Here is a 26806-nt window from a genome sequence, read left to right on the forward strand (position 1 = left end):
GCAGGGGATGTCGATGGCAGGAACACCGACCACGCGATGGCAGATCGGTGCGCATCGGTTCTCGATGCGACGGCTCGATCACGCGTTGGTACTGGGCGACACCTCGATGCGGCACGAACCGCTGCGATCGACGGCGCGGGCATCCGCTGTCGGCGTCGTCGTGGCGGTCCTGATCCTCGCCGGCTGTGCCGCGCTCGCCTTCGTCCGACCTGCCGCACGTATCGGTGATGCCGTGATCGTGTTGGACGACGAGAGTGGCGCTCTGTACGTCGTCGAGGACGACACGCTGCACCCCGTGTCCGATCTGGCGTCCGCCCGGTTGTTCGTCGGTCGGCCGGACGAGCCCACCGCGGTCGGTCCGGACGAGATCGCTCGTCGTGCCCGAGGCACCGCCGTCGGCATCGGCGGCGCACCGCAGGCGCTTCCCGTCACGTCGGGTGCGATGGTCTGGTCCGCCTGCGAGGAATCGGACAGCGGCACGACCGATGTGACCGTCCAACCGATGGGGACGGACTCCGTGGCACCGCGCCGCGCGCTCGAGCCGGACGACGCGTTGGTATGGCGTCGGGACGGCGTCGACTACCTGGTCCACGGACAGGTGCGCTCGCGGGTGGACCTGCAGAACACTGCCGTGACTCGCGCCCTCGGTCTGGAGGACGCGGTGCCCACTCCGGTGTCGGCGGGGCTCTTCGACGCGGTGCCCGAAGCGCCGGAGATCGCGACCCCCACGGTGATCGGGTCGGGTGCTGCTGCCCCGTATCCGATCGGGGGTCGGCCCGTCGGGTCCGTGGTGACGGTCGATCTCGGGGACCGCAGCGAGCACTACGTCGTTCTGCAGGACGGTGTGCAGGCGGTCGGAGCGGCCACCGCGCAGCTCCTGCGCTTCTCCGACTCCGTGGGCAGGGTGGGTGTCGACGCTGTCCCGCCCGATGTGATCGCTCGGGCTCCGCGAACCTCCGCACCACTGGCCGTCGACACGTTCCCGGAGCGACCACCGACCGTCGTGACGGGCGGCGACGCCACCTGCGTGGAGTGGGTCGGGCCGGACGAGTCGACGGGGCGCGGGGCGCAGACGAGGATGACCATCGGTTCGACGGCCGACGCGCGCGCCGTGACGCTGGCCGGGGCGGACGGCGCCGGGGATGCGCTGGACACCTTCTTCGTGGCACCGGGGTCCGGCCTGTGGGTCGCCACCACCGGGCAGGCCGCCGACGACCCGCGCCGCGATTCCGCCTTCTACGTCGCCGACACGGGAACCCGCTTCGGCGTCCCGTTCACGGGGGACGCCGAAGCGCTCGGACTCGGTGATCCGGCGCCGGCGCCGTGGCCCGTCGTGGGACTGTTGCCGCCCGGCCCGGCCCTGACCGTCGACGCGGCCCGGGTGGGTCACGACGGGTCCTGACGTCGGACCACGGCGCGTACCGCCAGTGCGCCGCAGACGATCAGCAGGATGCCGATGGCGGAGGTGAGGGCGAGCAGTGCGTCGCGACGGTCGGTGACCGGCGGTGTGGTGCGCGGGGACAGTCGCACGGACGCATCGTCGCCGCGTGCGACCGCGCTGCCAGTCACCGCCGCGACCGGATCCAGACTGCCGTGGCCGACAGCCGAGTCCCATTCACCGGCCGGTGAGTGCGCCGTCGTCACGATGCGCTCGATGACGTCCGCCGCGGACAGCTCCGGATGTCGTGCCCGCACCAGGGCTGCCGTCGCGGAGACGAACGGGGTGGCGAAACTCGTTCCCGTGAAAGCTGTTCGGCGCCCCTCGTCGTCCAGGGTGCCGTCGGCCAGGCCGGTACCCGTGGTCCCGAGGGACGTGACCTCGGTACCCGGAGCCGCGACGTCGACCCACGGCCCGTTCAAGCTGAACGACGACGGCCGCCCGTCCGGGTCCAGCGATCCCACGGTGAGGACGTACTCGTCGAACCAGGCCGGCGACGCGAGAGTCACCGGCAGCGCAGTGTCTCGTCGATCGAGGCCCCGGGTGAGATCGTTCTGCGTCCGGCACCGACGACCGTCCAGATTACCTGCAGCCGTGACGATCACGGCATCCTTGTCCACCGCCGCGTACCGCACCGCGGCCCCCAGCGCGCCGTCGCCCATCGACGATCCAGCACTCGCGCAGGCGACCTCCGAGATGTTGACGACGCCCGCGCCCGCGTCGACAGCGGTGCGGATGGCTGCGGCCATCGACTCGACGTCGCCGTACCCCGCGGAGGTGGAACCGTTCTCGTCGGACTCTCGCTCCGAGGACGTCGCCGCGAAGGCCGCACTGGACTGACGAATCGAGAGGATCGTGGCATCCGGCGCCCCACCGGCGAAGCCGGATCCCGGGGTCGGCCGAGCAGCGATGAGACCCGCGACGACGGTGCCGTGAGCATCGCAGTCCTCGAGGCCGTCGCCCGTCGAGACGTAGTCGCCGCCGGCGCGCAGAGTCGGAAGAAGCGGATGAGGTGCGACACCGGTGTCGATGACGGCGACGATCTGACCGGCGCCTCGGGTGAGGCTCCACACGTCCGAGAACCGAAGCGTCTCCTGTGCCGCGGGTACCACCGCAGCCACGGGCACCTCGGAGACGGTCGCGCACCGCGTGCGCTGCTCGGTCGGTTCGGCCGGGGCCGCGGCAGCCGGCTCGGGGAGCAGTCCGGGATCGATGATCGGTGCCTCCGCAGCTGCCGTACCCGCCCCGAGAACGGCCAGAACGACCACGGTCGCGGCCGTCACGCCTGGTCGGCGCTGGGTCGTCACAGGCCGCGGGCTGCCGAGTACGCCCCGACAACGAGACAGACGAGGGGAACGATCGAGACCACGACGGCAAGCTCGCACAGTTCACCGGCCCGGCGCGCGACGGGTGAGAATCGCCGACCCGGCGCGACGACACCGATCAGGATCGCGAGGACACCGACCGCCACGGCAGCCCCGGTCCACCACTGCCACAGCTCCGGCCGTGTGTGCGCACCCACGGCCAGGACGACGAGGACGGCCGCGACACCCGTGACGACGGCGACAGCGCACCGCAGACGATCGACGCCCACGCGGCCCCGGCAGCACAGAACGAGGGCTATCGCGCCGGCCGCCGCGAGTCTGCCGGGGTCGACGTTCGTGGCGATGCCGTGCGTGGCCACGACGATCGCTCCGACCGACGCGAGCAGAGACAACCCGGTGGTGTATCCGGTGAGGTACTGCTGAGCCGTGCGCGCTCGTTCCGCGACGACGCCGACGTCGGAGAGAGCGGACTCGTGCGCGGCGACGAGTGCAGCGTCCGACGGCCGCGTGGGCGGCGCCTCGTGTCCCGGATGGTCGAGACGAGCGCCCGCATCGGCCAGTGGTACCGGTGGGAGACGTATTCCGGCCCGTGCGGCGGACAGTCGAGGGGCTCGGGTGAGCGCCAGCGTGCACACGCCGGCGGTGATCGCCGCGATCGTCACCGTGGGCACGTCGCTCAGCGCCTCGACCGCGGAGGCCACGGCGCCCACGAGGCTCACCGTCGACACCGCGGTGAACGTGGCGCGTCCCTGGCGGCCGGCGATCATCGAGGTGACGACGGACGCGGCTGCGCTCAGCGCGAACCCGAGCACCGCGTCGGCCGCGGCATCGCGACCGGGAACGAGCATCGTGCCCGCGGCGAAGGCGAGGAGGCACCCGGCCGACCGGAGCCCGAAGCTCAGGCTCGAGGGCAGACGGGCCGCGACGCACACACACGCGGCCATGACGGTGAGCATTGCCAGGGCGGCGAGGGTCGCCGCCGCAGGCGCTCCGCTCGTTCTCGTCGCGGTCCATCCCGCGATCGCCAGTGCCGTCGACGACACGACAGTGGCTGCGACGATCGAGTCGGACCGGGTCCACGAGGAGCTGTCGCCGAGGACGGCGACCGCCTCGGTCAGGTCGTCGAAGACCGGCGGTGACGACTCGCGTCCGCGATGGAGAACCACGGTGTCGCCGTCGCGAACACCGTTGTCCAACAGAGACAGACGTGGCTCCAGAGGCACTCCCACCATGGTGGAGAGCGACCGTGGACCAGGCGGACGACTCGAGTCCGTGCGCTGGTCGATCAGCTCCGTCAGCGCAGGCACCGTCGCGGCGACTGCGACACCACCGGGGACGGAGACGTCCACCTCGACGTCCTCCGCGATCACGGTGATGCGTAGGACTGCCGACTCGATCCGGCGTACAGCAGGTTCGCCCGTCGTGGAAATCGGCGCAGCGGTCGGCGCGATGGTCATCGAAAGTCCCCCCGAACTCTCTTCCCGCGGTCGCACCGCGGGTCGTGCGAGCACTATAGGGCAGTTCGGTGACATCGCCTCGCGATATGCACAGGCACGAGGGTTCGTCCACAACCCTCGTCGTCTTCCCTCCCCGTCGTCGGCGTTCGACGCTACGGTCTGACCCGACTCGCCGAACGGGGCGGCGAGCCACTGGGGGGTGGACGTGGTTGTCGGACGTGAGGGCGAGTACGCGACGGCGGTGGACTCGCGAGTGGTCCAGGCTCGATCGCCGCGTGAGGACGCGCCGCGGGTGCCGGGCGGCACCGTCGAGATGGAGCCGCCACCGGAGATTCCGCGGGTGGTTCCGGGGAACCCGCTCCTGAAGATGCTGCCGCTGGTCATGGTGGTCGCGATGGTCGGCATGGTGGCCCTCATGATCACGTCGGGCGCGGCCGCCAACCCGATGACGCTGCTCTTCCCGGCCATGATGGTGGTGTCCATGCTCGGGATGTTCGCCGGGGGAGGCCGCGGTGGCGGGCCCCGGACGGCCGAGCTCGACGAATCGCGCAAGGACTACCTGACGTACCTCGGTGGGATGCGCGAGCGAGTGCGGTCGACGGCGTCGGCGCAGTACGAGGCACTGGCCTTCGTCCATCCTGATCCGTCGACGCTGTCCTCGTTCGCCGGATCCTCGCGCATGTGGGAGAGACGGCCGACCGACGACGACTTCGTCCATCTGCGGGTGGGCGTGGGCGATCAACGCCTCGCCACTCGTCTCGTCACACCGGACACGGGTCCGCCCGAGGGTCTCGAGCCGGTGTCGGCCGCCCTCCTGCGCTCGTTCGTCCGGACCCGTGCCATCGTGGCGGACCTTCCCACCGCGGTCTCGTTGCGCGCGTTCTCCGTGATCGGTGTCGACGGCCCTGTCGAGGCGGCGAGAGCGCTCGTGCGCTCGATGGTGTTGCAAGCATGCACTTTCCATGGTCCGGACGACATCACTGTGATGGTCGTCGTGGACGACCGCACTGCTGCGACGTGGGACTGGACGAAGTGGTTGCCGCACCACGGGGACCAGACCGCGTCGGACGGTGGCGGGCGACGGCGGCTGACCTACGGATCGCCGGCCGAGGCAGCGCGTGACCTCGCTGTCCCGGCGGCCCGATCGTCGACCGGCGCGCGGCCCCATCGCATCGTCGTCGTGGATCGGGGTGTCGAGGACAGTGGTGTCGAGGGTCGTGCCGAGGACGCCGAGGCGTGGGAGGCCGTGACGAGGGGCGGGGACGTGACGGTCCTGACCGTGTCCGGGGCGGGCCAGGACGGCACCGCGGATCGCACACTCGTCCTGGTCGTCGGCGACGGCGTCGCACGCCGGCCGGTACTGGGCGCTCGGAGCGCGGCCGGAGTCGAGATGTTCGGTACCGCAGACGGTGTCGACGTGGTCACCGCCGCCGTCGTGGCGCGGAGACTTGCCCGATTCCGCACGGCCGACGCCGTCGTGCGCCCGGAGGGCGGCCCACGCATCCGAGGCTGGGAAGACCTGCCCGGCATGACGTCTCCCGACATCCTCGACCCCGCTGTTGCCTGGTCCTCCCGGTCCGGGGGATCGCGGCTCCGCGTCCCGTTCGGCCTCGACGACGACGGGTGTGTCGTCGAGCTCGACCTCAAGGAAGCGGCCGAGGGCGGCATGGGACCGCACGGACTCTGCATCGGCGCCACGGGATCCGGGAAGTCGGAACTGTTGCGGACGCTGGTGCTCGGCCTCGTGGCGACGCACCCGCCCGATGTCCTGAATCTGGTCCTGATCGACTTCAAGGGCGGGGCGACGTTCCTCGGACTGGAATCGGCCCCGCACGTGGCGGCCGTCATCACCAATCTGTCCGAGGAAGCGCAGATGGTCGAGCGGATGCGCGACGCGCTCGCGGGCGAGATGACTCGGCGGCAGGAACTGCTCAGAGCCGCCGGCAATTACGCGAACGTCTCCGACTACACCCGTGCCCGCGAGGGTGGTGCGGCGCTCGCGCCGCTGCCGGCACTCTTCGTCGTGGTGGACGAGTTCTCCGAACTTCTCACCCGGTTCCCGGAGTTCGCCGAACTGTTCGTCGCGATCGGCCGGCTCGGGCGCTCGCTCCACATCCATCTGTTGCTGGCGAGCCAACGGCTCGACGAGGGTCGGCTGCGCGGACTCGACAGCCATCTCTCCTACCGCATCGGCCTGAAGACGTTCTCGGCCTCCGAATCTCGATCGGTACTGGGTGTCGCCGACGCGCATCACGTGACCGGGGGTCCGGGAGTGGGGTTCCTCAGAACGGACTCCAGCGAGCTCGTCCGCTTCACCGCGATGTACGTCTCGGGTCCTGCTCTCCGAGGTGACGGACCGGCGGCAGTGTCGAACGGTGCCGGTTCGACTGCACCCCGTCTCTTCGCTGCGGCGCCGATGCCGCTGCTCGTCGAGACCGTCCTCGAACCGGCGGGCGAACCGCCGTCTCCGTTCGAGTCGTCGGACGGCGGCACCGTCCTCTCCGCCGTCGTCGCGCGAGTGCGCGGTCACGGACGTCCCGCACACCGGGTGTGGCTACCGCCGTTGGACCGGCCCGTCACACTCGACTCGGTGTCGCCCGCCGCGACGCGAGACGGTGACCGTCCCGACGAGGCGGGGTCGTTGCGCACAGTCGTCGCACTGGTCGACCGTCCGTACGACCAGCGGCGGGACGCGCTCGAACTCGACCTCACCGGTGCGTCCGGGCACGTCGCGGTCGTCGGGGGACCGCAGTCCGGCAAGTCCACCGCACTCTGCACGCTCGTCCTCGATCTGGCGCTGCGGTACTCCCCGCAGCACGTGCAGTTCCACGTACTGGACTTCGGCGGCGGATCCGCTGGACGTCTGATCGGTCTGCCCCACGTCGGCTCCGTCGCGGTCCGCTCGGAGGCGGATGCCGTGCGCCGCATCGTCGCCGACGTGGTCGGAACCGTTCGGCGCCGTGAGGAGTTGTTCCGCACCGGCGGGATCCGATCGATGGCCGATGCGCGGCGCAGGCGAGAGTCGGGTGACGACGGGGCACCGACGTTGCCCGACATCGTTCTGGTCATCGACGGGTGGAGCACGATCCGGGCCGAGTTCGAGGCACTGGAACCGTCCCTGCACCAGCTGGTGTCGAGCGGACTCTCGTACGGGGTGCACGTCGTTCTCGCCGCGAGTAGGTGGGCCGAGCTCCGTCCTGTCGTGAAGGACGCCGTCACCACGAGAATCGAACTGCGCATGGGTGATCCGTCGGACTCGGACATCGGCCGGGCGCGAGCGATGCAGGTCCCGACGCGTCGCCCCGGGCGAGGCATCACCCCTGACGGGCTACATCTGCTCGTCGCGCTACCGCGTGTCGACGGCATCGTCGACACGGACGATCTCGGACACGGGACCGACCACGCGATCGCTGCGTCGGCTCACCGGTGGCGGGGTGAGGCACCGATGCCGCCCGTCCGACTGCTGCCGCGGCGACTCGAGCGCGACGACCTGGTGTCGTCCGTGTCGACGTGGTGGCCGCCGTCCGCCTCGGGGACGTTCGTCGCCACCGTCCCGGTGGGTGTCGACGAGAACGATCTCGCGCCGGTCGTTCTCGATCTGGCGGAGCATCCGCACCTCCTCGTCCTCGGCGACTCGGGCTGCGGGAAGACCAGCCTCCTGCGATCGATCTGCCGGTCGCTCGTACAGGCCAACGACGCGACCTCGCTGAGGATCCTGGCGGTCGACTACCGACGAACCCTGTTGGGAGACATCCCGTCCGATCGGCTGGCCGGTCACGCGTCCACGGCAGAGCAGGCCACGACGATGGTCGCCGAACTCGCGACCTACCTGCGTGCCCGCCGTCCGGGACCGGACACCACTCGTCGAGAACTCGCTGCGAGATCGTGGTGGACCGGTCCCGAGATCGTCGTCGTCGTGGACGACTACGACCTCGTCGTCACGCCGCACGGGAACCCGCTGACGGAGTTGCTGGAACTGCTGTCCCAGGCACGGGACGTGGGACTGCACCTCGTCGTCGCACGCCGGTGCGGCGGATCCGCTCGGGCACTGTACGAACCGGTGCTGGCGAGGCTGAAGGATCTCGCATCACCAGGACTGGTGATGAGCGGGAGCCGAGAGGAGGGCGTCCTGCTCGGCTCGGTACGTCCGTCGGAACTCCCACCCGGACGGGGTGTGCTGGTCGGACGCGGAACGGCGACACTGATGCAGACCGCGCTGTGCGAGGCCGCACCGGACGAGCGGTGACGTCACCCGTCGGGCTCCTCACGACCGTGGACGCGGTGTGGTGTTCACGGTTCGGGGTGCTGTCGAGAACCCCCGCAGACGGTTCCGCGTCCGTGGACGTCCTCGGCCATATCGACGACCGCGTCGTCACTCTCGCCGACGGACGCGAGGTCGAGGTGTCGACGATGGTGTCCGAGATGTTCGCCGACGCTCTGCACGATGCGGGCGCTCACGGCGGAGACCACGACCTGGTGCTGGTGCACCCGCCGCACTGGGGGGCCGTGCGCTGCAGCGTTCTCACCGCGGCCGCACGACCCCTCGGGCGTGACGTTCTCCTGGTGTCGTCGGCGCTCGTCGCGCGGGACGCGGCGCAGTCGGCCCGACCGTGCCCGTGCGGAGGATCACGCTGCCGGACAGTGGTTCTCGACCGCACGCCGCACCGCACCACGGTCTCGACGGTGGTGAGTACGGCCATCAGCAGCGACGTCGTGGACTGTGTTCTGACCGACCCCACGATCGGAGGGGACGACGAGCTGACGGTGTCGCGCACCCGCTCCGCGGTGGACGGGGCTCTCGCTGCCGCGCCGGCCTGCCGCCTCGTCGTGCACGGCACGAGTGACACCTTGCCTCGGGCCGTACTCGACGAGATGAGCGATCTGACGGTGGTGACGGTGGACGACGAGGAGATGGCGGCAGCCGTGGTCCCGAGCGCGGGCGCGAGTCCCTCGGCTCCGCCCGTCACATCGTCCGTACCGGCCGAGCTCACGCCCGGTAGGACGGGCGCGTGGCTGGCCGAACGAGCCGCCGCGGCGGCCGTGGACCGTCGGCGCGCGACCCGACGGCCGGTCCTGGTGGCAGCGGTGGCGACCGCGCTGGTGTGCGTCAGTGTCGGAGCGGCGGCACTGACCAGCGGGAAGCCGCCCGCACCTGCGACGGAACCACCACGCGCCGCGCAGCCGTCCATGGTCCCCGCCGGTCCCACCGAGTCCCTCACTGTGTCGACCGCCGTGCCGACGACCTCGGCAGTTCCCGCCGGTGCCGACTTCTCGGTCGCGGGAACACACCTGACCGTGCCGGTGGGCTGGCACGTCGAGCCCGGGACGGAGCGGGTCGAGATTCGTCCCGACACGCCTGCCGGCATGCGACTGGTGATGGTGGTACGCGAACTCGATGCGGGCGTCGGGCTCTCCGACGTGCAGGCCACGCTGTCGGCTCGGGTCGACGCTGCACCTGATCGCCTCGACGGGCTCGATCGACGGTCGGACGTCGCCGACCGTCCCGCGCTCGTCTACACCGAGACGGCGTCCGACGGCTCGACGGTGGCATGGACGGTGATCGTGTCACCGGGGGAACAGACGAGTCTCGGCTGCCAGAGCGCCGAGGCTGCGAACCCCGTGATGGCCGAGGTCTGCACCGCGGTCCTCGCGTCCCTCGTCGTCGGGTGACGAGGTGGTGGAGACGGAACCGTTCGCCGAGTCGTCGCGTCGAAGAGGGTGCAGGGGAAGTTCCGGCAACCGGCCCGGACCACACCGAGGGGGGATCGAGAAACCATGTCGCAGATGAAGACCACCGTCGAGACGATGCACGTCACCGCAGGGAAGGTGGACCAGCTGACGCTCGAGATCAAGGCGCTGCTGGACCAGCTGCGTGGCGATGTCCAGGCTGTCGGGGGGAGTTGGGAAGGCGCGGCGGCGATCGCGTTCCAGAACGTGATGACCAGCTGGGACGGCAGCGCGAACAAGTTGCAACTCGCGCTGGGATCGATCGGGGACGCCATCAAGTCGAGCGGGACCGCCTACGGCGCTGCCGACGACGACAACACGCGCACCGTCACCGCCGCGGGCGGTTCGCTCAACCTCTGATCAGCCGATCATCCGATCTGCCCATCACTCACGTCAGGAAGGACGTTCACCATGAGATACGTGTTCGGTGCCATCGACCAGGTCACTGCTCAGATCGACGCCAAGCAGGCCACTCTCAACAGCAAGCTCGACGAACTGCGCCAGATCATCTCGCCGCTGGTGGCGGAATGGGAAGGCGCGGCGGCGGAGTCGTACCAGGACAAGCAGCGCCAGTGGGACTCGGCGGCCCTGGAGCTCAATCAGGTGCTCGAGGCGGTCGGCAGTGCCGTCGGTCAGGGCAACGCCGACATGCAGGCACGCGAAGCGGCGAACCGGGGCATGTTCGCCTGATCACGGACAGGGTGGGCAACCGGGGCGCGGGGGGTGTCCGGTTGCCCACCCCAGACGGTCCGTGGGCCTCCGGACGGCGGAGGGCGGATACTGGACGCGTCATGACACACCCGGATCAGCCCGTCACCGAACCGAGCGACCGCGACCACGTGGCTCGGGCCGTCGCCCGTGGCCGTGTCGCGGCGGAGCGCGCGCTCACCGAGGCCCGCATCGTGTCGTTGGCACGGCAGCACCAGGCCATCGTCGAGGGGTCGCGGTGGACGACGGACGACGACGAACACGATCCCGAGGGATCGACCATCGCTTTCGAGCGCGCCGCCATCGCATCGATGTCGAGAGAGGCGCGGGAGGAACTGCGCGAACTCGACGACGCGGAGATGCGGATCGAGCGCGGCACCTACGGACAGTGCGAGGTGTGCGGCGGGGCGATCTCCGACCCCCGCCTCGAGGCGTTGCCCACTGCGCGCCGCTGCATCGACTGCACCTCTCGTCGGCGATGACTGTCGAGGGGTTTTGACCTGCCAGTACGTGGGCCGGTAAGGTACACCGTTGGCGTTCGGTACATCGAGTCGTCACGTTCGACCGATACCGGTACCTCGGGTCTCCACTGGCCGCCGAGGATGCCGACCACGCGCCTGGCCAGCACCATCAGCGATGAGACAAGGAAGTTCTGTGTCCACGTACAGCCAAAAGGCCGGGGATGTCACCCGGACCTGGCACGTGATCGACGCCACCGACGTCGTTCTCGGCCGCCTCGCAGTCCAGGCAGCAACTCTGCTGCGTGGCAAGCACAAGCCCACGTATTCCCCCAACCTCGACGGCGGAGACTTCGTCATCGTCATCAACGCTGAGAAGGTCGCGATCAGCGGCAACAAGCGGACCGACAAGTTCCACTACCACCACTCGGGCTTCCCGGGCGGACTTCGCGCGCGCAGCATCGGTGAGGTTCTGGACAAGAACCCCGACCGCGTCGTGGAGAAGGCCATCAAGGGCATGATCCCCAAGACCAAGCTCGGCAACCAGATCGCCGGCAAGCTCAAGGTCTACGCAGGTCCCGATCACCCCCACACGGCTCAGCAGCCCGTCCCGTACGAGATCAAGCAGGTGTCCCAGTGACCGCTCCCGAAGAGAACGTCGTGACCGAGACGGCCGAAGAGACCGTCCCCATCGGTGACTCCGTCGAGATCGCCGACGAGTTCGTCTCCGTCGAGGAGCCCGAGGTCGTCGCCGACATCGAGGCCGCCGCTCGTCCCGCCATCTACATCGATCGCCCCGTCACCACGGTCGGTCGTCGTAAGGAAGCCGTCGTGCGTGTGCGCATGACCCCCGGCTCGGGCGACTTCAAGCTCAACGGCCGCACCCTCGAGGACTACTTCCCCAACAAGGTGCACCAGCAGCTCATCAAGTCCCCGTTCGTCACCGTCGAGCGTGCGGACGGCTTCGACATCGTCGCCCTCCTGCACGGTGGCGGCCCGTCCGGCCAGGCAGGCGCTCTGCGTCTCGCCATCGCCCGTGCCCTCATCGAGGTCACTCCGGACGATCGCCCCGCCCTCAAGAAGGCCGGCTTCCTCACGCGTGACCCGCGTGCCGTGGAGCGCAAGAAGTACGGCCTGAAGAAGGCTCGTAAGGCATCGCAGTACTCGAAGCGCTGATCCCAGCACTTCTGGAGAAGCAGGCGCTCCGGCTGGTCCTCGGACCGCCGCGGGCGCCTGCTTCGTGTCACGGCACCTGCATTCGCTCCACCTGTTCGGAAGAGGTAACTGTCATGGCCCGGTTGTTCGGTACCGACGGAGTTCGGGGACTGGCGAACGAGGAGGTGACGGCAGACCTCGCACTACGACTCGGCCGTGCCGCCGCAGCAGTGCTCGGCGAGGTCGCCTCGTCGACCACCCGCCCCCTGGCCGTTGTCGGACGGGACCCGCGCGCGAGCGGCGAGATGCTCGAAGCCGCGATCGTGGCCGGACTGTCCTCCGCCGGAGTCGACGTCCTCACGGTCGGTGTCGTCCCCACCCCGGCCCTGGCGTACCTCACCGACGACTACGACGCGCAGCTCGGCGTCATGATCTCCGCATCGCACAACGCGATGCCCGACAACGGCATCAAGTTCTTCGCGGCCGGCGGCCACAAGTTGGACGACGACCAGGAGGACCGCATCGAAGCGTTGCTCGACGCGCCCGCCACGGGCCCCGTCGGTGCCGCCATCGGCCGCGTGCGACAGGCGCCGGACGCCCTCGCCCGCTACGAGAGCCATCTCGCGACCATCGTCACCCGCCGCCTCGACGGCATCACCGTGGTCGTCGACTGCGCACACGGAGCGGCCTCGACCGCCGCGCCGGACGCCTACCGCGCCGCGGGTGCGACCGTGATCGCCATCAGCGCCGACCCGGACGGCCTCAACATCAACGACGGATGCGGTTCCACTCACCTCGACGTGGTGCAGAAGGCCGTCGTCGAGCACGGCGCCGACCTCGGACTCGCCCACGACGGCGACGCGGACCGCTGTCTCGCAGTGGACGCGAGAGGCGCCGTGGTCGACGGGGACGCCATCATGGCGATCCTCGCGATCGCGATGCACCAGCGCGGCGAGCTTCCCGACGACACGCTGGTCGCCACCGTCATGAGCAATCTCGGACTGCACATCGCGATGCGTGACGCCGGAATCACGGTGCGCACCACCGCTGTCGGCGATCGCTACGTTCTCGAAGAACTGCGCGCCGGCAGTTACGGACTCGGCGGTGAGCAGTCGGGACACATCGTCCTGCCCGCCTTCGGCACCACCGGTGACGGTGTGCTGACGGGCCTGCAGATCATGGCCAGAATGGCCGAGACGGGACGCACCCTCGAGAACCTCGCGTCCGTCATGCGCACGCTGCCCCAGGTGCTGATCAACGTTCCCGTGCAGGACAAGTCCGCCGCGACGTCGGCTCCGCTCGTGCAGGACGCGGTGACCCGGGCGGAGGACGAGCTCGGACGAGAGGGGCGAGTGTTGTTGCGTCCCTCGGGAACCGAGCAGCTCGTCCGCGTGATGGTGGAGGCGGACACCGCAGACACCGCCCGCCGGCTCGCCGACCACATCGCGGATGTGGTCGGCGCCGTCGGCTGACGTCGCGGCCCGTCAGCCGATGAGGGCCTTGAGCTGCTCCACCTGACCCACGCGGCCTGCGGTGTCGGCTGCGATGGGGTGGATGTTCAGTGTGGTCACTCCCGCGGACTCGAAGGCGGCGAGGCGCTCCTTGACGTAGCTCTCGGTGCCGATCAGCGAGATCGACCGGACCAGCTCGTCGGGAACGGCGGCCGTGGCCTCCTCCTTCTTGCCGGCCAGGTAGAGGTCCTGGATCTTCTCTGCCTCCGCCTCGTAGCCGTAGCGCACCGCGAGGTCGTTGTAGAAGTTCTTGCCCTTTGCGCCCATGCCACCGATGTAGAGCGCGAGCTGGGGCTTGATCCACGGAAGGAACTGGTCGGCGTCGTCGCCGATGGCCACCGCGGGGCTGGCGTAGACGTCCAGCTCACCCAGAGACGGGTCGCGCTTCGCCTTGCCTGCCGCGAGCGACTCGCCCCACACCGATTCGGCCTTCTCCGGATGGAAGAAGATGGGCTCCCAGCCCTGGGCCAGCTCGGCGGTGAGCGCGACGTTCTTGGGTCCGAGTGACGCGATGACGATCGGGATGTCGGCTCGCACAGGATGATTGATGAGCTTGAGGGGCTTGCCCAGACCCGTTCCCTGATCGGCGGGCAGGGGAATCTGGTAGTACTTTCCCTCGAACTGCACCTTCTCGCGACGCCACACCTGACGGCAGATCTCGATGATCTCGCGGGTGCGGCCGAGCGGGGCGTCGTACTTCACGCCGTGGAATCCCTCGATCACCTGGGGGCCGGACGCGCCGATACCCATGACGAATCGTCCACCGGAGACGTAGTCGAGACCGGCGGCGGTCATCGCGAGCAGCGACGGGGTGCGGGTGTAGATCTGGAAGATGCCCGACGCCAGCTGGATCGTCGAGGTCTTCGCGGCGAGGAAGCCGATCTGGCTCACCGCGTCGAACGAGTACGCCTCGGGGATGAAGGCGATGTCCATTCCCGCCTTCTCCAGTGCCCCGACCTCCTCGACCGTCTCGCTGAACCCGCCCGAGTAGTTCAATTGCATACCGATGCGCATGGGGCTCCCTGATCGCCGAAGTGTGTGTAACTCACCTGTGAATTCGGAGGTTACCGGTCCGACCGGCCGTGCCCACCGACGGCTGCCGTTTCGCGGGAACGCATGGGCACGGCGGTGCGTCTGATGGGTGGGGATCGCGCTCTCGTGCATCACTTCGGAAGGAACGACATGAGCAGTGGAACGTCGCGAGGCGGGACGGCGCTGGACGAGGGGGCGGCTCGGGCGGCGATCACGGCCCTCGACGAGTCTGCGGCCGCGGTACGACTGTGTGCCGAGCGCGGTGTCGGGGGTCTGTTCGGCGCCGAGACGGCAGGCCGCAATCACCGGGCGGCGGCCGCTGTCCTACTGGGCCACCTCGGCCGCCTGTCGGAAGGTCTGCGCTCCTGGTCCGATGCCACTGCTGCGACGTCGGTCGCTCTCCGGGCGTCGGTCGATGCCACGGTCTCCGTCGACGATGTCTCGGCCCGGTCCGTCGCGGCACCGGCACAGTGGGGTGACCGGTGACCGCGCCGATACCGCCGACGATCGACGGACTCCTGGACCTCGGCAGTGAGGGCCTGACGTTCTTCGAGGCGTTCCTCCCGCTGGTCGGTGCGAGCGGCGCGCCGATGACCACGTCCCACGATGCTCTCTGCGCTCGATACGACGAGCAACGCGGGCTCGACACAGAGGCGCTCCGAGCGGACGCGGACCGCCTCTGCGCCGCGGCGGCCGAGGCGCGGGGCGAGATCGGTCGTCAGTCCGCCGCGGCGGATGCGTTGGGGCAGGCGTGGTCGGGAGTCGCCGCCGATGCGGCGCTCGACCTGCTTCGACGGCAGTGCGCGAGGTCGGCCGCCCACGCCGATCAGCTCGAGGCGATCGGATCTGCGATGGCCTCGGCGTCGGCGGGGTTGCACGCGATAGTGGAGGACAAGTCGATCGCCGCCTCCGCGTTCCGAGCCGATCAGGTGGGTGGTCGCGACGCGGTGCAGGTCGCCGCCACCATCGCCGGAGCCGGAGGTGCCTCCGCACCCGATGCGGTACGGACACTGGCCTCGGTGTTCCCGGGCCTAGAGGCCATGTTGCTGGCCGCGTCCGATACCGGCCGGCGGCAGGTGGAGGTTCTCGACCCGGTCGCTGCCCGGTGTCGGGAGTGGCTGGACACCGTCTTCGTACCGGCGATGACCGAGCGGGTCGCCGCGTTCGAGGAGCTGTGCACCTCGACGGAGACCGCCGTGTCCGAGATCTACGCGGCACTCTGCGCTGCGGCGGCTGACATCGACGACTCACCGTGGCCGAGTGGCCACCGGTCCGTCGAGGACGACGGGTGCGAGTGTGTGCCGGCGGCAGCCACCGCGCCGGCTGCGGTGACGGCGCCGGCCACTGCACCACAGCTGCCGCCGCCCGCCCTCGCGCCGCCTCCCGTGGTCGTGGAGCCGCCCACGACGCTGCCTGTCGCTCCCGTACCGGATCGGTCGCCGCTCGCCGACCTGATCGGGCGGGCGGTGCGGGACGCGGTGGTCGAGGTGGTCTCGGGCGCGGTGCCGTGCGAACCACCGCCCGCCGAGGCGCAGATCTCACCGGAGGCGGCGCTGACTGCGCCTGCCGAGAACGTCGAGCGCGGTCATCTCGAGGCGGAGCTCGACGGTCGCGGGGTGAGTGTCGCCCTCGGCGCGGACGGGGCCGTGGACATCCGCACCCATGACGCGGCGGGGGAGTCGCACCACCTCACTCTCGCCGCCGGTCCTCTCGGACTGCCCGTCCTCACCGAGGTGGTGGACGAGGCAGCGGAACTGCCGTCGGAGGCCCCGAACTCAGCGGGACAAGAGAGACCGGATCCGGAGGCGGACGAACTGGCGGCAGATGAACTGGAGGCGGCGGATCCAGAGGCGGTCGTCGAGCACCCGGTCGTCGAGCCCCCGGTTGTCGAGCCCCCGGTTGTCGAGCCCCCGGTCGTCGAGCCCCCGGTTGCTGAGCCCCCGGTTGCTGAGCCCCCGGTTGCTGAGCCCACGGTCGCCGCAGCGCCGGACTGCGCGCCTGCGGCTGAGGAATCCGGTGACGACCACGCCACGGAACCTGCTGTGCCGCAGCCGGACACGGAACCGAGCGCAGAGGCTGCGGCGGCCGACGAGCCGGCGCGACCCGAGCTCGCGGAAGCAGGTCCGCTGTGAACTCTCAGAACAGCGCGGACATCATCGATGCCGTAGTGCGGGAGCACCGACGGGCCACGCGGCGTGTGCGAACCCGTCTCGCGGCCATCGACGAGGAAGCTCGGCAGCGCTCGGAGGCCGCGCGTTCGGCGTCCGCGCGCTCGGTGCCCCGTCGCGCCGGAATGATCCTGCGATCGGCGACCGAGGCGGTGTCCGGCGACGATGTGCCGCCGGAGACGCCTCAGCGACCGGTGAGGTGGCTCAGCTGACGGATCGCGCTGACCTTCTTGGGGGCGTCCGCGGTCGGCGCGTTCGGGTCGACCACCTCCGTGCCCTTCACGACGGCGTCGGGATCGGAGAAGTCGGAGTACGTGTCGTCACCCGCGAGGCGGTGCAGGAGGAATCCGGTGAGCAGTGCCTGTACCGAGCGCCGAGTCTTCGGCTGGGCGTTGCCGACTCCGAGGAAGCTGAGCAGCTTCCGGCCCTCGACCATGCCGTCACCCTCCGACTTGTCGATCACGCGGAGCAGGGTGGGGCCACCGAGCGCATCGGCGAGTGCGACGGGCTCGGCGGTGAGCGAATTCAGTTCGGAGGGACTGCCGAGCACCAGCGCCGGAGCGGTGACCGCGTCGGCGATGCCGGGCGAGAGGGCGCGCGGCGAGGTGGGCGCCGGGTAGAGCGCACCGAGAGCGGCGACGTCCGATCGCTGAGCCGCAGCGATGACGGCGGCGCCCGCACCCATCGAGTGGCCCACCAGGCCGAGCTTGGCGGGGTGCACGCTGATGTCGCCGCTGCCCAGACGGATGCCGGTGCACACGTCGAGCGCGACAAGGAGATCCTGCGCCAGGGCGCTGTGCGAGGGAACCGGTCCGCGCTGCGTGTTCGGCGCCACGACGACGATGCCCCACGACGCGAGGTGCCGCAGCGTGGAGTCGTAGTGCGAGGCGCCGGTCATCCAGCCGTGCGCGAAGGCGATCGCCGGCAGTCCCGTGCCCTCACTGGGCGTGTAGATCACACCGGGCAGGCCCGCGAGAGCGAGGTCACCGCGCAGTACGCGATGGGGACCCCGCTTGGTCAGGTCGGCGACCAACTTCTGCGTCTTCGGCACAGCACTGACCGTAGTCGACGCGGCAGTTCGCCATGCCGTCGACGTGCGGGCGGCCGGAGCGCCGTCCGCGCCGAAGTAGGCTGTCGTCCCATGTGCGGAATCGTCGGGTACGTCGGACATCGTCGAGCGCTACCGGTGGTGGTGGAGGCGTTACGCCGGATGGAGTACCGCGGATACGACTCGGCCGGCATCGCCGTCCTGGACGGGTCCGGCGGAATGGCCGTCGAGCGCAAGGCCGGAAAGCTGGCCAACCTCGAGGCCGAGCTGGACGAACTCGGGCGGGACACCTTCGTCGGCACCAGCGGAATCGGCCACACCCGGTGGGCCACCCACGGACGACCCACCGATCGCAACGCCCACCCGCATCGCGACCGCGCCGACCGCGTGGCCGTCGTGCACAACGGCATCATCGAGAACTTCGCGCCGCTGCGCGCCGAGCTCGAGAACGCCGGCGTGGAGTTCGAGTCGGACACCGACACCGAGGCGGCCGTCCATCTGGTCGCCGCCGCCTACGACGAGGGCCCCACGGCCGGAGACTTCGTCCAGAGCGCCCTCGCGGTGCTGCAGCGCCTCGAAGGCGCCTTCACGCTCGTGTTCACCCACGTCGATCACCCCGACACCATCGTCGCGGCCCGTCGCTCCACCCCGTTGGTCGTCGGCGTCGGAGAGGGCGAGATGTTCGTCGGGTCCGATGTCGCCGCCTTCATCGAGCACACGCGCGACGCGGTCGAGCTCGGGCAGGACCAGGTCGTGGTGATCACCGCCGACGGCTACGACGTCATGAACTTCGACGGGTCCGAGGCCGAGGGGCGTCCGTTCCGCATCGACTGGGACCTCGCCGCCGCCGAGAAGGGCGGTCACGACTACTTCATGTTGAAGGAGATCCAGGAGCAGCCCGCGGCGGTGGCGGACACCCTCCTCGGACACTTCACCGACGGTCGCATCGTCCTCGACGAGCAGCGACTGTCGGATCAGGAGCTGCGCGACGTCGACAAGGTGTTCGTCGTCGCGTGCGGCAGCGCGTACCACTCGGGGCTGCTGGCGAAATACGCGATCGAGCACTGGACCCGCCTCCCCGTGGAGGTGGAGCTGGCCAGCGAGTTCCGTTACCGCGACCCCGTTCTCGATCGGTCGACACTCGTGGTGGCCATCTCCCAGTCGGGCGAGACCGCCGACACTCTCGAGGCGGTCCGGCACGCGAAGGAGCAGAAGGCCCGAGTCCTGGCCGTGTGCAACACCAACGGTTCCCAGATCCCGCGCGAGGCCGACGCGGTGCTCTACACGCGGGCGGGACCGGAGATCGGTGTCGCGTCGACCAAGGCGTTCCTCGCCCAGGTGACGGCCAACTACCTGGTCGGTCTGGCGTTGGCGCAGGCTCGCGGTACCAAGTACCCGGACGAGGTCGCACGGGAGTACGCGGATCTCGAGGCCATGCCGGACCTGGTGAGGAAGGTGCTCGAGACGGTCGAGCCCGTTCGCGCCCTGGCCCGCGAGTTGGCGTCGTCACCGACGGTGCTGTTCCTGGGTCGCCACGTCGGTTACCCGGTGGCACTCGAAGGTGCGCTCAAACTCAAGGAGCTCGCGTACATGCACGCCGAGGGCTTCGCCGCCGGCGAGCTCAAGCACGGTCCGATCGCCCTCATCGAGGACGACCTGCCGGTGATCATCGTGATGCCGTCGCCGAAGGGCCGAGCGGTGCTGCACTCGAAGATGCTCAGCAACATCCGTGAGATCCAGGCGCGCGGCGCCCGGACCGTGGTGATCGCCGAGGAGGGCGACGAGACGGTGCGGCCGTTCGCCGATCACCTCATCGAGATCCCGGCCGCGCCGTCACTGCTGCAGCCGTTGCTGTCGACGGTGCCGCTGCAGGTGTTCGCCGCCGAGGTCGCGCAGGCGCGCGGCTACGACGTGGACAAGCCGCGCAACCTGGCGAAGTCCGTCACCGTCGAGTGATCAGCTCTCTCGGACGATGACGGTGCCCGTCATGTTCGGGTGCACCGAGCAGAAGTACGGGTACGTGCCGGGGTCGTCGAACGTCTGGCTGAACTGACCGGACGAGATCATCGGGCTGTGCAGCAGACGGGACGCCGCGTCGATGCCGATCACGTTGTGCGCGACACCGGTGTCGTCGAAGAACCACGTGACGGTGTCGCCCGGCGAGATGGTGACGCTGGCAGGGGAGTAGGCCATCGCGGCGACCGTGACGACGTTCGGCCCGGTCGGACGTTCGGCGGTGGGGGCGTCCTCGGTGCACGATGTGAGCGACAGTGCCAGTGCGGCAGTGACTCCGATCGTCGCCGCGAGTGTTGTCAGGCGAGCCATGATTCCCACGGTAGACCTGCCGTGCATCGTGGCCGGTCGGCGCTACCGTGGGACGCATGCGCCACTTCCACACCGCCGACGAGGTGCGAGCGGCGGAAGCCCCGCTGCTGGCCCGACTGCCCGAGTACGCGGCGATGCGCCGCGCGGCCCACGGACTGGCGACGGTCGTCGCTCGTGAACTCCGGGCCCGCACCGGCGGGGTGGTCGGCAGACGGGTGCTCGTTCTCGCCGGATCCGGGGACAACGGCGGCGACGCGCTGTTCGCCGGCGCCGAACTACGCCGGCGCGGTGTCGCCGTGGAGGCACTGCTGCTCCGCCCCGATCGCGCCCACCCCGCCGCACTGGGGGCGTTCCGGGCCGCCACGGGACGTGTGGTGACGCGGGCCGGCGACCCCGATCTGGTGATCGACGGCATCGTCGGCCTGTCCGCGCGGGGATCGCTCCGACCTGACGCGGCCGCGATCGTCGACGGACTCACCGCCCCCGTCGTGGCTGCGGACCTGCCGTCGGGTGTCGACCCGGACACGGGCGCCGTCGACGGTCCCGCCGTGCGTGCCGCCGTGACGGTGGCGTTCGGCGCCTACAAGCCGGTGCACGTGCTCGCGAGCGCGTGGTGCGGCGAGCTGCACCTGATCGACATCGGCCTCGTTCCGGACGCCGCGACGATCACGTCTCCCGACGACGGCGAGGTGGGCCGCGCGTGGCCGGTACCCGGACCTGCGGACGACAAGTACTCCCAGGGTGTCACCGGCATCATGGCGGGCAGCGAGAAGTATCCCGGCGCGGGCGTGCTGTGCACGGGCGCTGCGGTGGCGGCGACGTCCGGCATGGTCCGCTACGTCGGGCAGGGCGGCGCCGAGGTGGTGCATCGCTACCCGGAGGTGGTCACCGCCCGTTCGGTCGACGAGGCAGGACGTGTACAGGCCTGGGTGGTAGGGCCCGGCTTCGGCACCGACGACGACGCGGCCGACCGGCTGCGCTCCGTCCTGGAGTCCGACGTCCCGGTCCTCGTCGACGCCGACGGACTGACCGTGCTGTCGCAGCGACCCGAGCTGGTGCGCGGACGGTCGTCGGCGACCGTGCTGACACCGCACGCGGGAGAGTTCGAGCGACTCACCGGGTCCGCGCCCGGACCCGATCGTGTCCGGTCCGTCCGGGCCCTCGCGGCCGACTGGAACGTGACGGTGCTGCTCAAGGGGCGAGCGACGGTGATCGCGGATCCCGACGGCACCGTCTCCGTCGACGACGCGGGGTCGTCCTGGTCCTCGACGGCCGGGTCCGGCGACGTGCTGTCCGGCATGATCGGTGCCCTCCTCGCGGCGGGCGTGCCGGCCCGCACCGCCGCCGTCATGGGCGCTCGCGCGCACTCGCGGGCGGCCGCGCTCGCCGCCACCGATCGCGGTCGGCGTACCGCTGCTCCCATCCCCGCCTCACCGCTGCTCCGCGCCGTCCCGGACGCGGTCGGCGACCTCCGCGCACAGGCCTGACACCCGCCACCGCACGTCGGTGCGGGGTGCCGATGGCAGAATGACGCCGGTGAACAGCGCGCAGGAGGTGCCGACGAGTCCGGTCGCACCGGCTCCGACTTCTCGCCCGCAGGCCGAGGCGCTGATCGATCTGGACGCCGTCGCGCACAACACCCGCATCCTGATCGAGCACGCCGGCGTTGCTGCGGTGATGGCCGTCGTCAAGGCGGACGGCTACAACCACGGCGGAGTGGAGGTCGCTCGGGCGGCGCTCGCGGCCGGTGCTCGCGAACTCGGTGTCGCCACGGCTGCGGAGGCGCTCGGACTGCGCACAGCGGGCATCACGGCGCCGGTGCTGTGCTGGTTGCACGCCCCCGGCACCGACTTCACGGGACTGATCGACTCGGACGTCGAGATCGGCGTGTCCTCGCCCCGTCAGATAGCGGAGGTCGCCGACGCCGCACGACGTGTCGGCCGTCCCGCCGTGGTGTCCCTCAAGGTCGACACCGGTATGAATCGCAACGGGGTGGGTGCGGACGAGTTCGACGCGGCCGTCGACGCCCTGGTCGCGGAGCAGGGTGGAGGCGGGCTGCGCGTGCGCGGCCTGTTCTCCCATCTGGTCGATGCGGACGTGCCCGGCGATCCGATCAACGACCGGCAGAAGGAGCGCTTCGACGCCGCCGCCGACGCGATGGCCCGAGCGGGCGTGGCACCCGAGGTACGGCACATCGCTAATTCCGCCGGTGCCCTGACCCGTCCCGACCTGGCCTACGACATGGTCCGACCAGGCATCGCGCTGTACGGCCTGTCCCCGGCGCCGGACCTGGGCTGGTTCGGACTGCGCCCCGTGATGACGCTGCGCGCCACGGTGATCCTGCTCAAGCGGGTGGCTGCCGGCGACGGCGTCTCCTACGGCCACGAGTGGATCGCTCCCGTCGACACGACGGTGGCGCTGCTGCCCGTGGGCTACGCCGACGGCATCACGCGCGCGTTGAAGAACCGATACGAGGTGTCGATCCACGGTGTGCGCTACCCGGCCGTGGGGCGGGTGTGCATGGACCAGATCGTCGTCGACCTCGGACCCGGCCGTCCCGACGTCGCCGAGGGTGACACCGCTTACCTGTTCGGACCGGGCGACCACGGGGAGCCCACGGCCCAGGACTGGGCGGAGACGCTCGACACGATCAACTACGAGGTGGTGACCGGCATCCGCGGTCGAGTACGACGGACGTTCGCCGGGGGAATCGCGTGATCAGCGCCCGTCTCGCCGGAATGGCCGGGGGCGCAGCGAGTATCGCCGCTGTGGCCGCCGTGGCCGGTATCACCGCGGTGCGACGACGAGTGGGCCCGCCGGTGTCCGACGCCGGTCGGCGCGAGGACTTCGAGTCGATGGAGTTCGATCGCGGGTGCGTCGTCGCCAGCGGAGACGGAGTGCCGTTGGCGGTGCGCGAGGTCGGTCCACTCGAGGCGCCGCTGACCGTGGTGTTCGTGCACGGGTACTGCCTGCGCATGGAGTGCTGGCACTACCAGCGCCGCGAGCTCGCCCGCCGGTGGGGCGACGACGTGCGGATGGTGTTCTACGATCAGCGCGGTCACGGCAGATCCGGCGACGTCTCGCCGGACGAGTGCGACATCGCCCGCCTCGGCATCGATCTCGCCGACGTGATCCGGGCCGTCGCACCGCGCGGACCGCTGGTGCTGGTGGGCCACTCGATGGGCGGCATGTCGGTGCTCGCGGCCACGCGCCAGTTCCCCGACGCGGTGGCCGAGCGGGTCGTCGGCGTCGCGCTGATGTCCACCACCGCAGCGGGTCTCGCGCGCACCGGTCTCGGACGCAATCTGCAGAACCCGGCCGTCGACGCGTTCCGGCTCGCGGTGCGGACCGCGCCCGGCGCGGTCCAGTTCGGCCGCGGCGTCGTGCGCGGGGTCATCGCCCCGGTGCTGCGCGCAGCCTCGTTCGGCACCGAGGTCAGCCCCGCTCTCGAGGCGTTCGCCGAGCAGATGATCCACGACACCTCGGTGGTGACCATGGTCAACTTCCTCCAGGCCCTCGAGCTGCACGACGAGCTGGAGGCGCTGCCCGTCATCGCGGACACCGCGACGCTGGTGCTGTGCGGCGACGACGACTGGGTCATCCCGTTCGACAAGTCGGAGCAGCTGGCCGACGCGCTGCCGCACGCCGAGATGGTGCGGGTCCGCCGCGCCGGTCACCTGGTGCAGCTCGAGTTCCCCGACGAGGTGAACGACGCGTTGGACCGACTCGTAGAGCGTGCCCGCGACGGACGGGTCCGTGCCGAACCGACGAGGCGAACCGTTGGCTGACGCGGTGCCGGACGAGGGGCAGGCCGTCCTCTCGACAGCCGAGGACACCGAGCAGCTGGGCGAGCGCCTCGCCGCGGAGCTGGCGGCCGGCGACGTCGTGGTGCTCGACGGCCCTCTCGGCGCCGGCAAGACGACGCTGACGAAGGGGCTCGCTCGCGGACTCGGCGTGCTCGGCCGCGTGAGCTCGCCGACGTTCATGATCGCGCGCACCCACCGCGCCGATGGGGACACCGGCCCCGGACTGGTGCACGTCGACGCCTACCGGCTGGGGCTCGGAACCGGCGCCTCGGCGATGGACGAGCTCGACGCCCTCGACCTCGACACCGAGCTGGCCGACTCGGTCGTCGTCGTGGAGTGGGGCGAGGGCATCGCGGAGGCTCTCGCCGACCGGCACCTGCTGATCCGGCTGCGGCGCGAGCCGGAGTCCGACGTCCGCACCGCCACGTGGCGGTGGATCGGGTGAGCACGGGTAATCTGGATCCCCGTGCTGATACTCGCCGTGGACACCTCCACTCCCGCCGTGACGGCCGGGGTGGTGCGGCTCGACGACACCGGCCCGCAGCCGCTCGCGACGCGCGTCACCGTCGACGCCCGTAAGCACGCCGAAGTTCTCACCCCGCACATCCTCGAGTGCCTCGCCGATGCCGGCATCACCGCGGACGACCTGTCCGCGGTCGTCGTCGGCACCGGGCCGGGGCCGTTCACCGGCCTGCGCGTGGGCATGGCGACCGGAGCCGCGTTCGGTGACGCCCTCGGGATCCCGGTGCACGGTGTCGGCAGTCTCGACGCCATCGCCGCGGCCGTGCCCGGTGACCGCGAAGTCCTCGTCGTCACGGATGCGCGTCGCCGGGAGGTGTACTGGGCCCGGTTCCGCGGCGCCGAGCGCGTCGCCGGACCGTTCGTCTCGCCCGCCGCGGACATCGTCGTGGGGGAGTCGACGGTGGTGGCCGGATCGGCACTGCACGTCGATCTGGTGGACCTGCCCGTGGAACCGGTCGAGAGCCCGTCTCCGGAATGCCTCGTCGCCGTGGCCGCGCAGGCGCTGCGCTCCGGCGCGGAGCCGATGTCGCTGGTGCCGCAGTATCTCCGGCGCCCCGACGCGGTCGCGACGGCCGATCGAGCGGCGAAGACCCGCGCATGATCGGCACGGTCGAACCGATGCGCGTCGAGGATGCGGACCGGTGCGCGGAGCTCGAGGCCGTGCTGTTCCCCACCGACGGGCCCTGGCCGGCGTCGGCGTTCGTCGACGAACTGCGCGGCCCGCACGTGCGGTACTTCGTCGTGCGAGAGGACGACGGTCGGCCCGTCGGGTACGCCGGGATCGCGTTGTTGGGCAAGGGCGACGACACCGAGTCCGAGGTCCACACCATCGGCGTCGATCCCGCCGCGCAGCGTCGCGGTATCGGCAGGGCACTCCTCGACGCGTTGCTGCACGAGGCGGACCTGCACGGCGGTCCGGTGTTCCTCGAGGTGCGCACAGACAACGAGCCGGCCATCGAGTTGTACCGCCGGGCGGGCTTCGACATCGTCGGGACGCGCCGCCGCTATTACCAGCCCAGCGGTGCGGACGCGTACACCATGACCAGGCCCGCCCCGACTACGAGAGGTGGTCACCCGTGATCGTCATGGGTATCGAGAGTTCGTGCGACGAGACCGGTGTCGGCATCGTCCGCTACAGCGGAGACGCGTCGGGCACCGGCACGTGCGAGATGCTGGCCGACGAGGTCGCGTCCAGTGTCGACGAGCACGCCCGCTTCGGTGGTGTCGTCCCCGAGATCGCATCGCGCGCACACCTCGAGGCCATCGTGCCCACGATGCGACGAGCGTTGGCGCAGGCGGGCATTCGTCGCCCGGACGCCGTCGCCGTCACCATCGGACCCGGCCTCGCCGGAGCGCTCCTCGTCGGTGTCGCGGCGGCGAAGGCCTACGCGGCGGCGTGGAACGTGCCATTCTACGCGGTCAACCACCTCGGTGGTCACGTCGCGGTGGACACGCTCGAGCACGGCCCGATGCCGGAATGCGTCGCGCTGCTGGTCTCGGGTGGACACACGCACCTGCTCGAGGTGTCCTCGCTCGCCGCACCGATCGTCGAACTCGGCAGCACCGTCGACGACGCGGCGGGAGAGGCCTTCGACAAGGTCGCCCGGCTTCTCGGGCTCGGCTATCCCGGCGGTCCTGTGCTCGACGCGCTCGCCGCGGGGGGTGATCCGCGCGCCGTCGCGTTTCCTCGCGGCATGACCGGACCGCGCGACTCCCGCTACGACTTCTCGTTCTCCGGCCTCAAGACCGCGGTCGCTCGCCACGTCGAGTCGGCGCAGCGCGCCGGCCGTCCGATCGTGGTGGCCGACGTGGCCGCGTCGTTCCAGGAGGCCGTCGCCGACGTCCTGACCATGAAGGCGCTGCGCGCTGTCACCGATCGGGGGATCGGCACCCTCGTCCTGGGCGGCGGTGCCACGGCGAACTCACGTATCCGATCGCTCGCCGAGGAGCGATGCGCGGCGGCGGGGGTGACGTTGCGCGTCCCCACCCCGCGTCGATGCACCGACAACGGCGTCATGATCGCCACGCTCGGGGCGCACATCGCCGCGTCCGGAGCCGAACCGTCACCGCTCACGGCGGCGACCGATCCGGGCCTGCCTGTCTCGATCAGCCAGGTCGTCTGACGG

General features: G+C 70.6%; 25 protein-coding genes. 20 read left to right on the plus strand and 5 right to left on the minus strand.

Annotation, left to right across the window (positions count from 1 at the left end; translation table 11 throughout):
* Positions 1–13 precede the first annotated feature (13 nt).
* Entirely contained in the window at positions 14–1402 is a 1389-nt protein-coding gene (eccB, locus tag HQ325_RS08525) for a type VII secretion protein EccB (RefSeq protein ID WP_222628038.1), read from the plus strand.
* On the opposite strand, the gene mycP is transcribed toward eccB, so the two are convergent.
* On the minus strand, positions 1387–2721 hold the full coding sequence (gene mycP, locus HQ325_RS08530; protein ID WP_308014315.1) for a type VII secretion-associated serine protease mycosin: 1335 nt from the start codon (positions 2719–2721) through the stop codon (positions 1387–1389). The genes eccB and mycP overlap by 16 nt on opposite strands.
* Before the next feature lie 20 nt (positions 2722–2741).
* Complete coding sequence (eccD, locus tag HQ325_RS08535) at positions 2742–4220, minus strand: type VII secretion integral membrane protein EccD (RefSeq protein ID WP_222628040.1); 1479 nt, start codon at positions 4218–4220, stop codon at positions 2742–2744.
* 313 nt (positions 4221–4533) lie between these two features.
* Between eccD and eccCa the strand changes: the two genes are divergently transcribed.
* The 8 genes from eccCa to glmM all read left to right on the plus strand — a co-directional run bounded on the left by eccCa (position 4534) and on the right by glmM (position 13740).
* Entirely contained in the window at positions 4534–8466 is a 3933-nt protein-coding gene (gene eccCa / locus HQ325_RS08540) for a type VII secretion protein EccCa (protein WP_222629114.1), read from the plus strand.
* Entirely contained in the window at positions 8463–9890 is a 1428-nt protein-coding gene (locus HQ325_RS22770) for a type VII secretion-associated protein (protein WP_222628043.1), read from the plus strand. The genes eccCa and HQ325_RS22770 overlap by 4 nt, the downstream gene beginning before the upstream one ends.
* A gap of 114 nt (positions 9891–10004) precedes the next feature.
* A complete protein-coding gene (locus HQ325_RS08550) occupies positions 10005–10307 on the plus strand; it encodes a WXG100 family type VII secretion target (RefSeq protein ID WP_162246747.1) in 303 nt (100 codons plus the stop codon).
* A 51-nt stretch (positions 10308–10358) separates the two neighbouring features.
* Positions 10359–10637 carry a WXG100 family type VII secretion target gene (locus HQ325_RS08555; protein WP_222628045.1) on the plus strand — a complete coding sequence of 93 codons (279 nt, stop codon included), beginning with the start codon at positions 10359–10361 and terminating at the stop codon, positions 10635–10637.
* A gap of 101 nt (positions 10638–10738) precedes the next feature.
* Positions 10739–11137, plus strand: coding sequence for a TraR/DksA C4-type zinc finger protein (locus HQ325_RS08560; RefSeq protein ID WP_222628047.1), 399 nt, complete (start codon positions 10739–10741; stop codon positions 11135–11137).
* Between the two features lie 172 nt (positions 11138–11309).
* Positions 11310–11753, plus strand: coding sequence for a 50S ribosomal protein L13 (gene rplM, locus HQ325_RS08565; protein ID WP_027503810.1), 444 nt, complete (start codon positions 11310–11312; stop codon positions 11751–11753).
* 50 nt (positions 11754–11803) lie between these two features.
* Positions 11804–12289, plus strand: coding sequence for a 30S ribosomal protein S9 (rpsI, locus tag HQ325_RS08570; RefSeq protein ID WP_371831715.1), 486 nt, complete (start codon positions 11804–11806; stop codon positions 12287–12289).
* A gap of 113 nt (positions 12290–12402) precedes the next feature.
* Entirely contained in the window at positions 12403–13740 is a 1338-nt protein-coding gene (gene glmM / locus HQ325_RS08575; protein WP_222628049.1) for a phosphoglucosamine mutase, read from the plus strand.
* A gap of 12 nt (positions 13741–13752) precedes the next feature.
* Here glmM and HQ325_RS08580 read toward each other — a convergent pair whose 3' ends face one another.
* The gene (locus tag HQ325_RS08580; protein ID WP_056442530.1) at positions 13753–14793 is read right to left on the minus strand and encodes an LLM class F420-dependent oxidoreductase; all 1041 of its coding nucleotides are present in this window, start codon (positions 14791–14793) and stop codon (positions 13753–13755) included.
* A gap of 168 nt (positions 14794–14961) precedes the next feature.
* Here HQ325_RS08580 and HQ325_RS08585 point away from each other — a divergent pair, with 168 nt between their 5' ends.
* Genes HQ325_RS08585 through HQ325_RS08595 form a run of 3 tightly spaced genes read left to right on the plus strand, consistent with a single transcriptional unit; the run spans position 14962 to position 17191 of the window.
* On the plus strand, positions 14962–15297 hold the full coding sequence (locus HQ325_RS08585) for a hypothetical protein (RefSeq protein ID WP_222628051.1): 336 nt from the start codon (positions 14962–14964) through the stop codon (positions 15295–15297).
* Positions 15294–16943, plus strand: coding sequence for a WXG100 family type VII secretion target (locus tag HQ325_RS08590; RefSeq protein ID WP_222628053.1), 1650 nt, complete (start codon positions 15294–15296; stop codon positions 16941–16943). Before HQ325_RS08585 ends, HQ325_RS08590 begins: the two co-directional genes overlap by 4 nt.
* Positions 16940–17191, plus strand: coding sequence for a hypothetical protein (locus HQ325_RS08595; protein WP_222628055.1), 252 nt, complete (start codon positions 16940–16942; stop codon positions 17189–17191). The genes HQ325_RS08590 and HQ325_RS08595 overlap by 4 nt, the downstream gene beginning before the upstream one ends.
* Here the strand turns inward: HQ325_RS08595 and HQ325_RS08600 are convergent.
* Positions 17164–18030 carry an alpha/beta fold hydrolase gene (locus HQ325_RS08600; RefSeq protein ID WP_308014316.1) on the minus strand — a complete coding sequence of 289 codons (867 nt, stop codon included), beginning with the start codon at positions 18028–18030 and terminating at the stop codon, positions 17164–17166. The genes HQ325_RS08595 and HQ325_RS08600 overlap by 28 nt on opposite strands.
* 90 nt (positions 18031–18120) lie before the next feature.
* Between HQ325_RS08600 and glmS the strand changes: the two genes are divergently transcribed.
* The gene (gene glmS / locus HQ325_RS08605; RefSeq protein ID WP_222628058.1) at positions 18121–19983 is read left to right on the plus strand and encodes a glutamine--fructose-6-phosphate transaminase (isomerizing); all 1863 of its coding nucleotides are present in this window, start codon (positions 18121–18123) and stop codon (positions 19981–19983) included.
* On the opposite strand, the gene HQ325_RS08610 is transcribed toward glmS, so the two are convergent.
* Positions 19984–20352, minus strand: coding sequence for a plastocyanin/azurin family copper-binding protein (locus HQ325_RS08610; RefSeq protein WP_037184149.1), 369 nt, complete (start codon positions 20350–20352; stop codon positions 19984–19986). It abuts the gene before it with no gap.
* A gap of 56 nt (positions 20353–20408) precedes the next feature.
* Between HQ325_RS08610 and HQ325_RS08615 the strand changes: the two genes are divergently transcribed.
* Genes HQ325_RS08615 through tsaD form a run of 7 tightly spaced genes read left to right on the plus strand, consistent with a single transcriptional unit; the run spans position 20409 to position 26803 of the window.
* Positions 20409–21839, plus strand: a complete 1431-nt coding sequence (locus tag HQ325_RS08615; RefSeq protein WP_222628059.1) for an NAD(P)H-hydrate dehydratase — start codon at positions 20409–20411, stop codon at positions 21837–21839.
* Between the two features lie 40 nt (positions 21840–21879).
* Positions 21880–23070 (plus strand): alanine racemase, encoded by a 1191-nt coding sequence (gene alr / locus HQ325_RS08620; protein WP_222628060.1) that lies wholly within the window; start codon positions 21880–21882, stop codon positions 23068–23070.
* A gap of 20 nt (positions 23071–23090) precedes the next feature.
* On the plus strand, positions 23091–24140 hold the full coding sequence (locus HQ325_RS08625) for an alpha/beta fold hydrolase (protein WP_222629117.1): 1050 nt from the start codon (positions 23091–23093) through the stop codon (positions 24138–24140).
* Positions 24109–24603, plus strand: a complete 495-nt coding sequence (gene tsaE, locus HQ325_RS08630; protein WP_374107195.1) for a tRNA (adenosine(37)-N6)-threonylcarbamoyltransferase complex ATPase subunit type 1 TsaE — start codon at positions 24109–24111, stop codon at positions 24601–24603. Before HQ325_RS08625 ends, tsaE begins: the two co-directional genes overlap by 32 nt.
* Before the next feature lie 21 nt (positions 24604–24624).
* Positions 24625–25281: a tRNA (adenosine(37)-N6)-threonylcarbamoyltransferase complex dimerization subunit type 1 TsaB gene (gene tsaB / locus HQ325_RS08635; RefSeq protein WP_222628061.1), complete on the plus strand. Its 657-nt coding sequence runs from the start codon at positions 24625–24627 to the stop codon at positions 25279–25281.
* Entirely contained in the window at positions 25278–25760 is a 483-nt protein-coding gene (gene rimI, locus HQ325_RS08640; protein ID WP_222628062.1) for a ribosomal protein S18-alanine N-acetyltransferase, read from the plus strand. The genes tsaB and rimI overlap by 4 nt, the downstream gene beginning before the upstream one ends.
* Positions 25757–26803, plus strand: coding sequence for a tRNA (adenosine(37)-N6)-threonylcarbamoyltransferase complex transferase subunit TsaD (tsaD, locus tag HQ325_RS08645; RefSeq protein ID WP_222628063.1), 1047 nt, complete (start codon positions 25757–25759; stop codon positions 26801–26803). The genes rimI and tsaD overlap by 4 nt, the downstream gene beginning before the upstream one ends.
* Positions 26804–26806: the final 3 nt, after the last annotated feature.

The sequence above is a fragment of the Rhodococcus sp. BP-349 genome (genome assembly GCF_019835845.1).
In the GTDB taxonomy this organism is placed as follows: domain Bacteria; phylum Actinomycetota; class Actinomycetes; order Mycobacteriales; family Mycobacteriaceae; genus Rhodococcoides.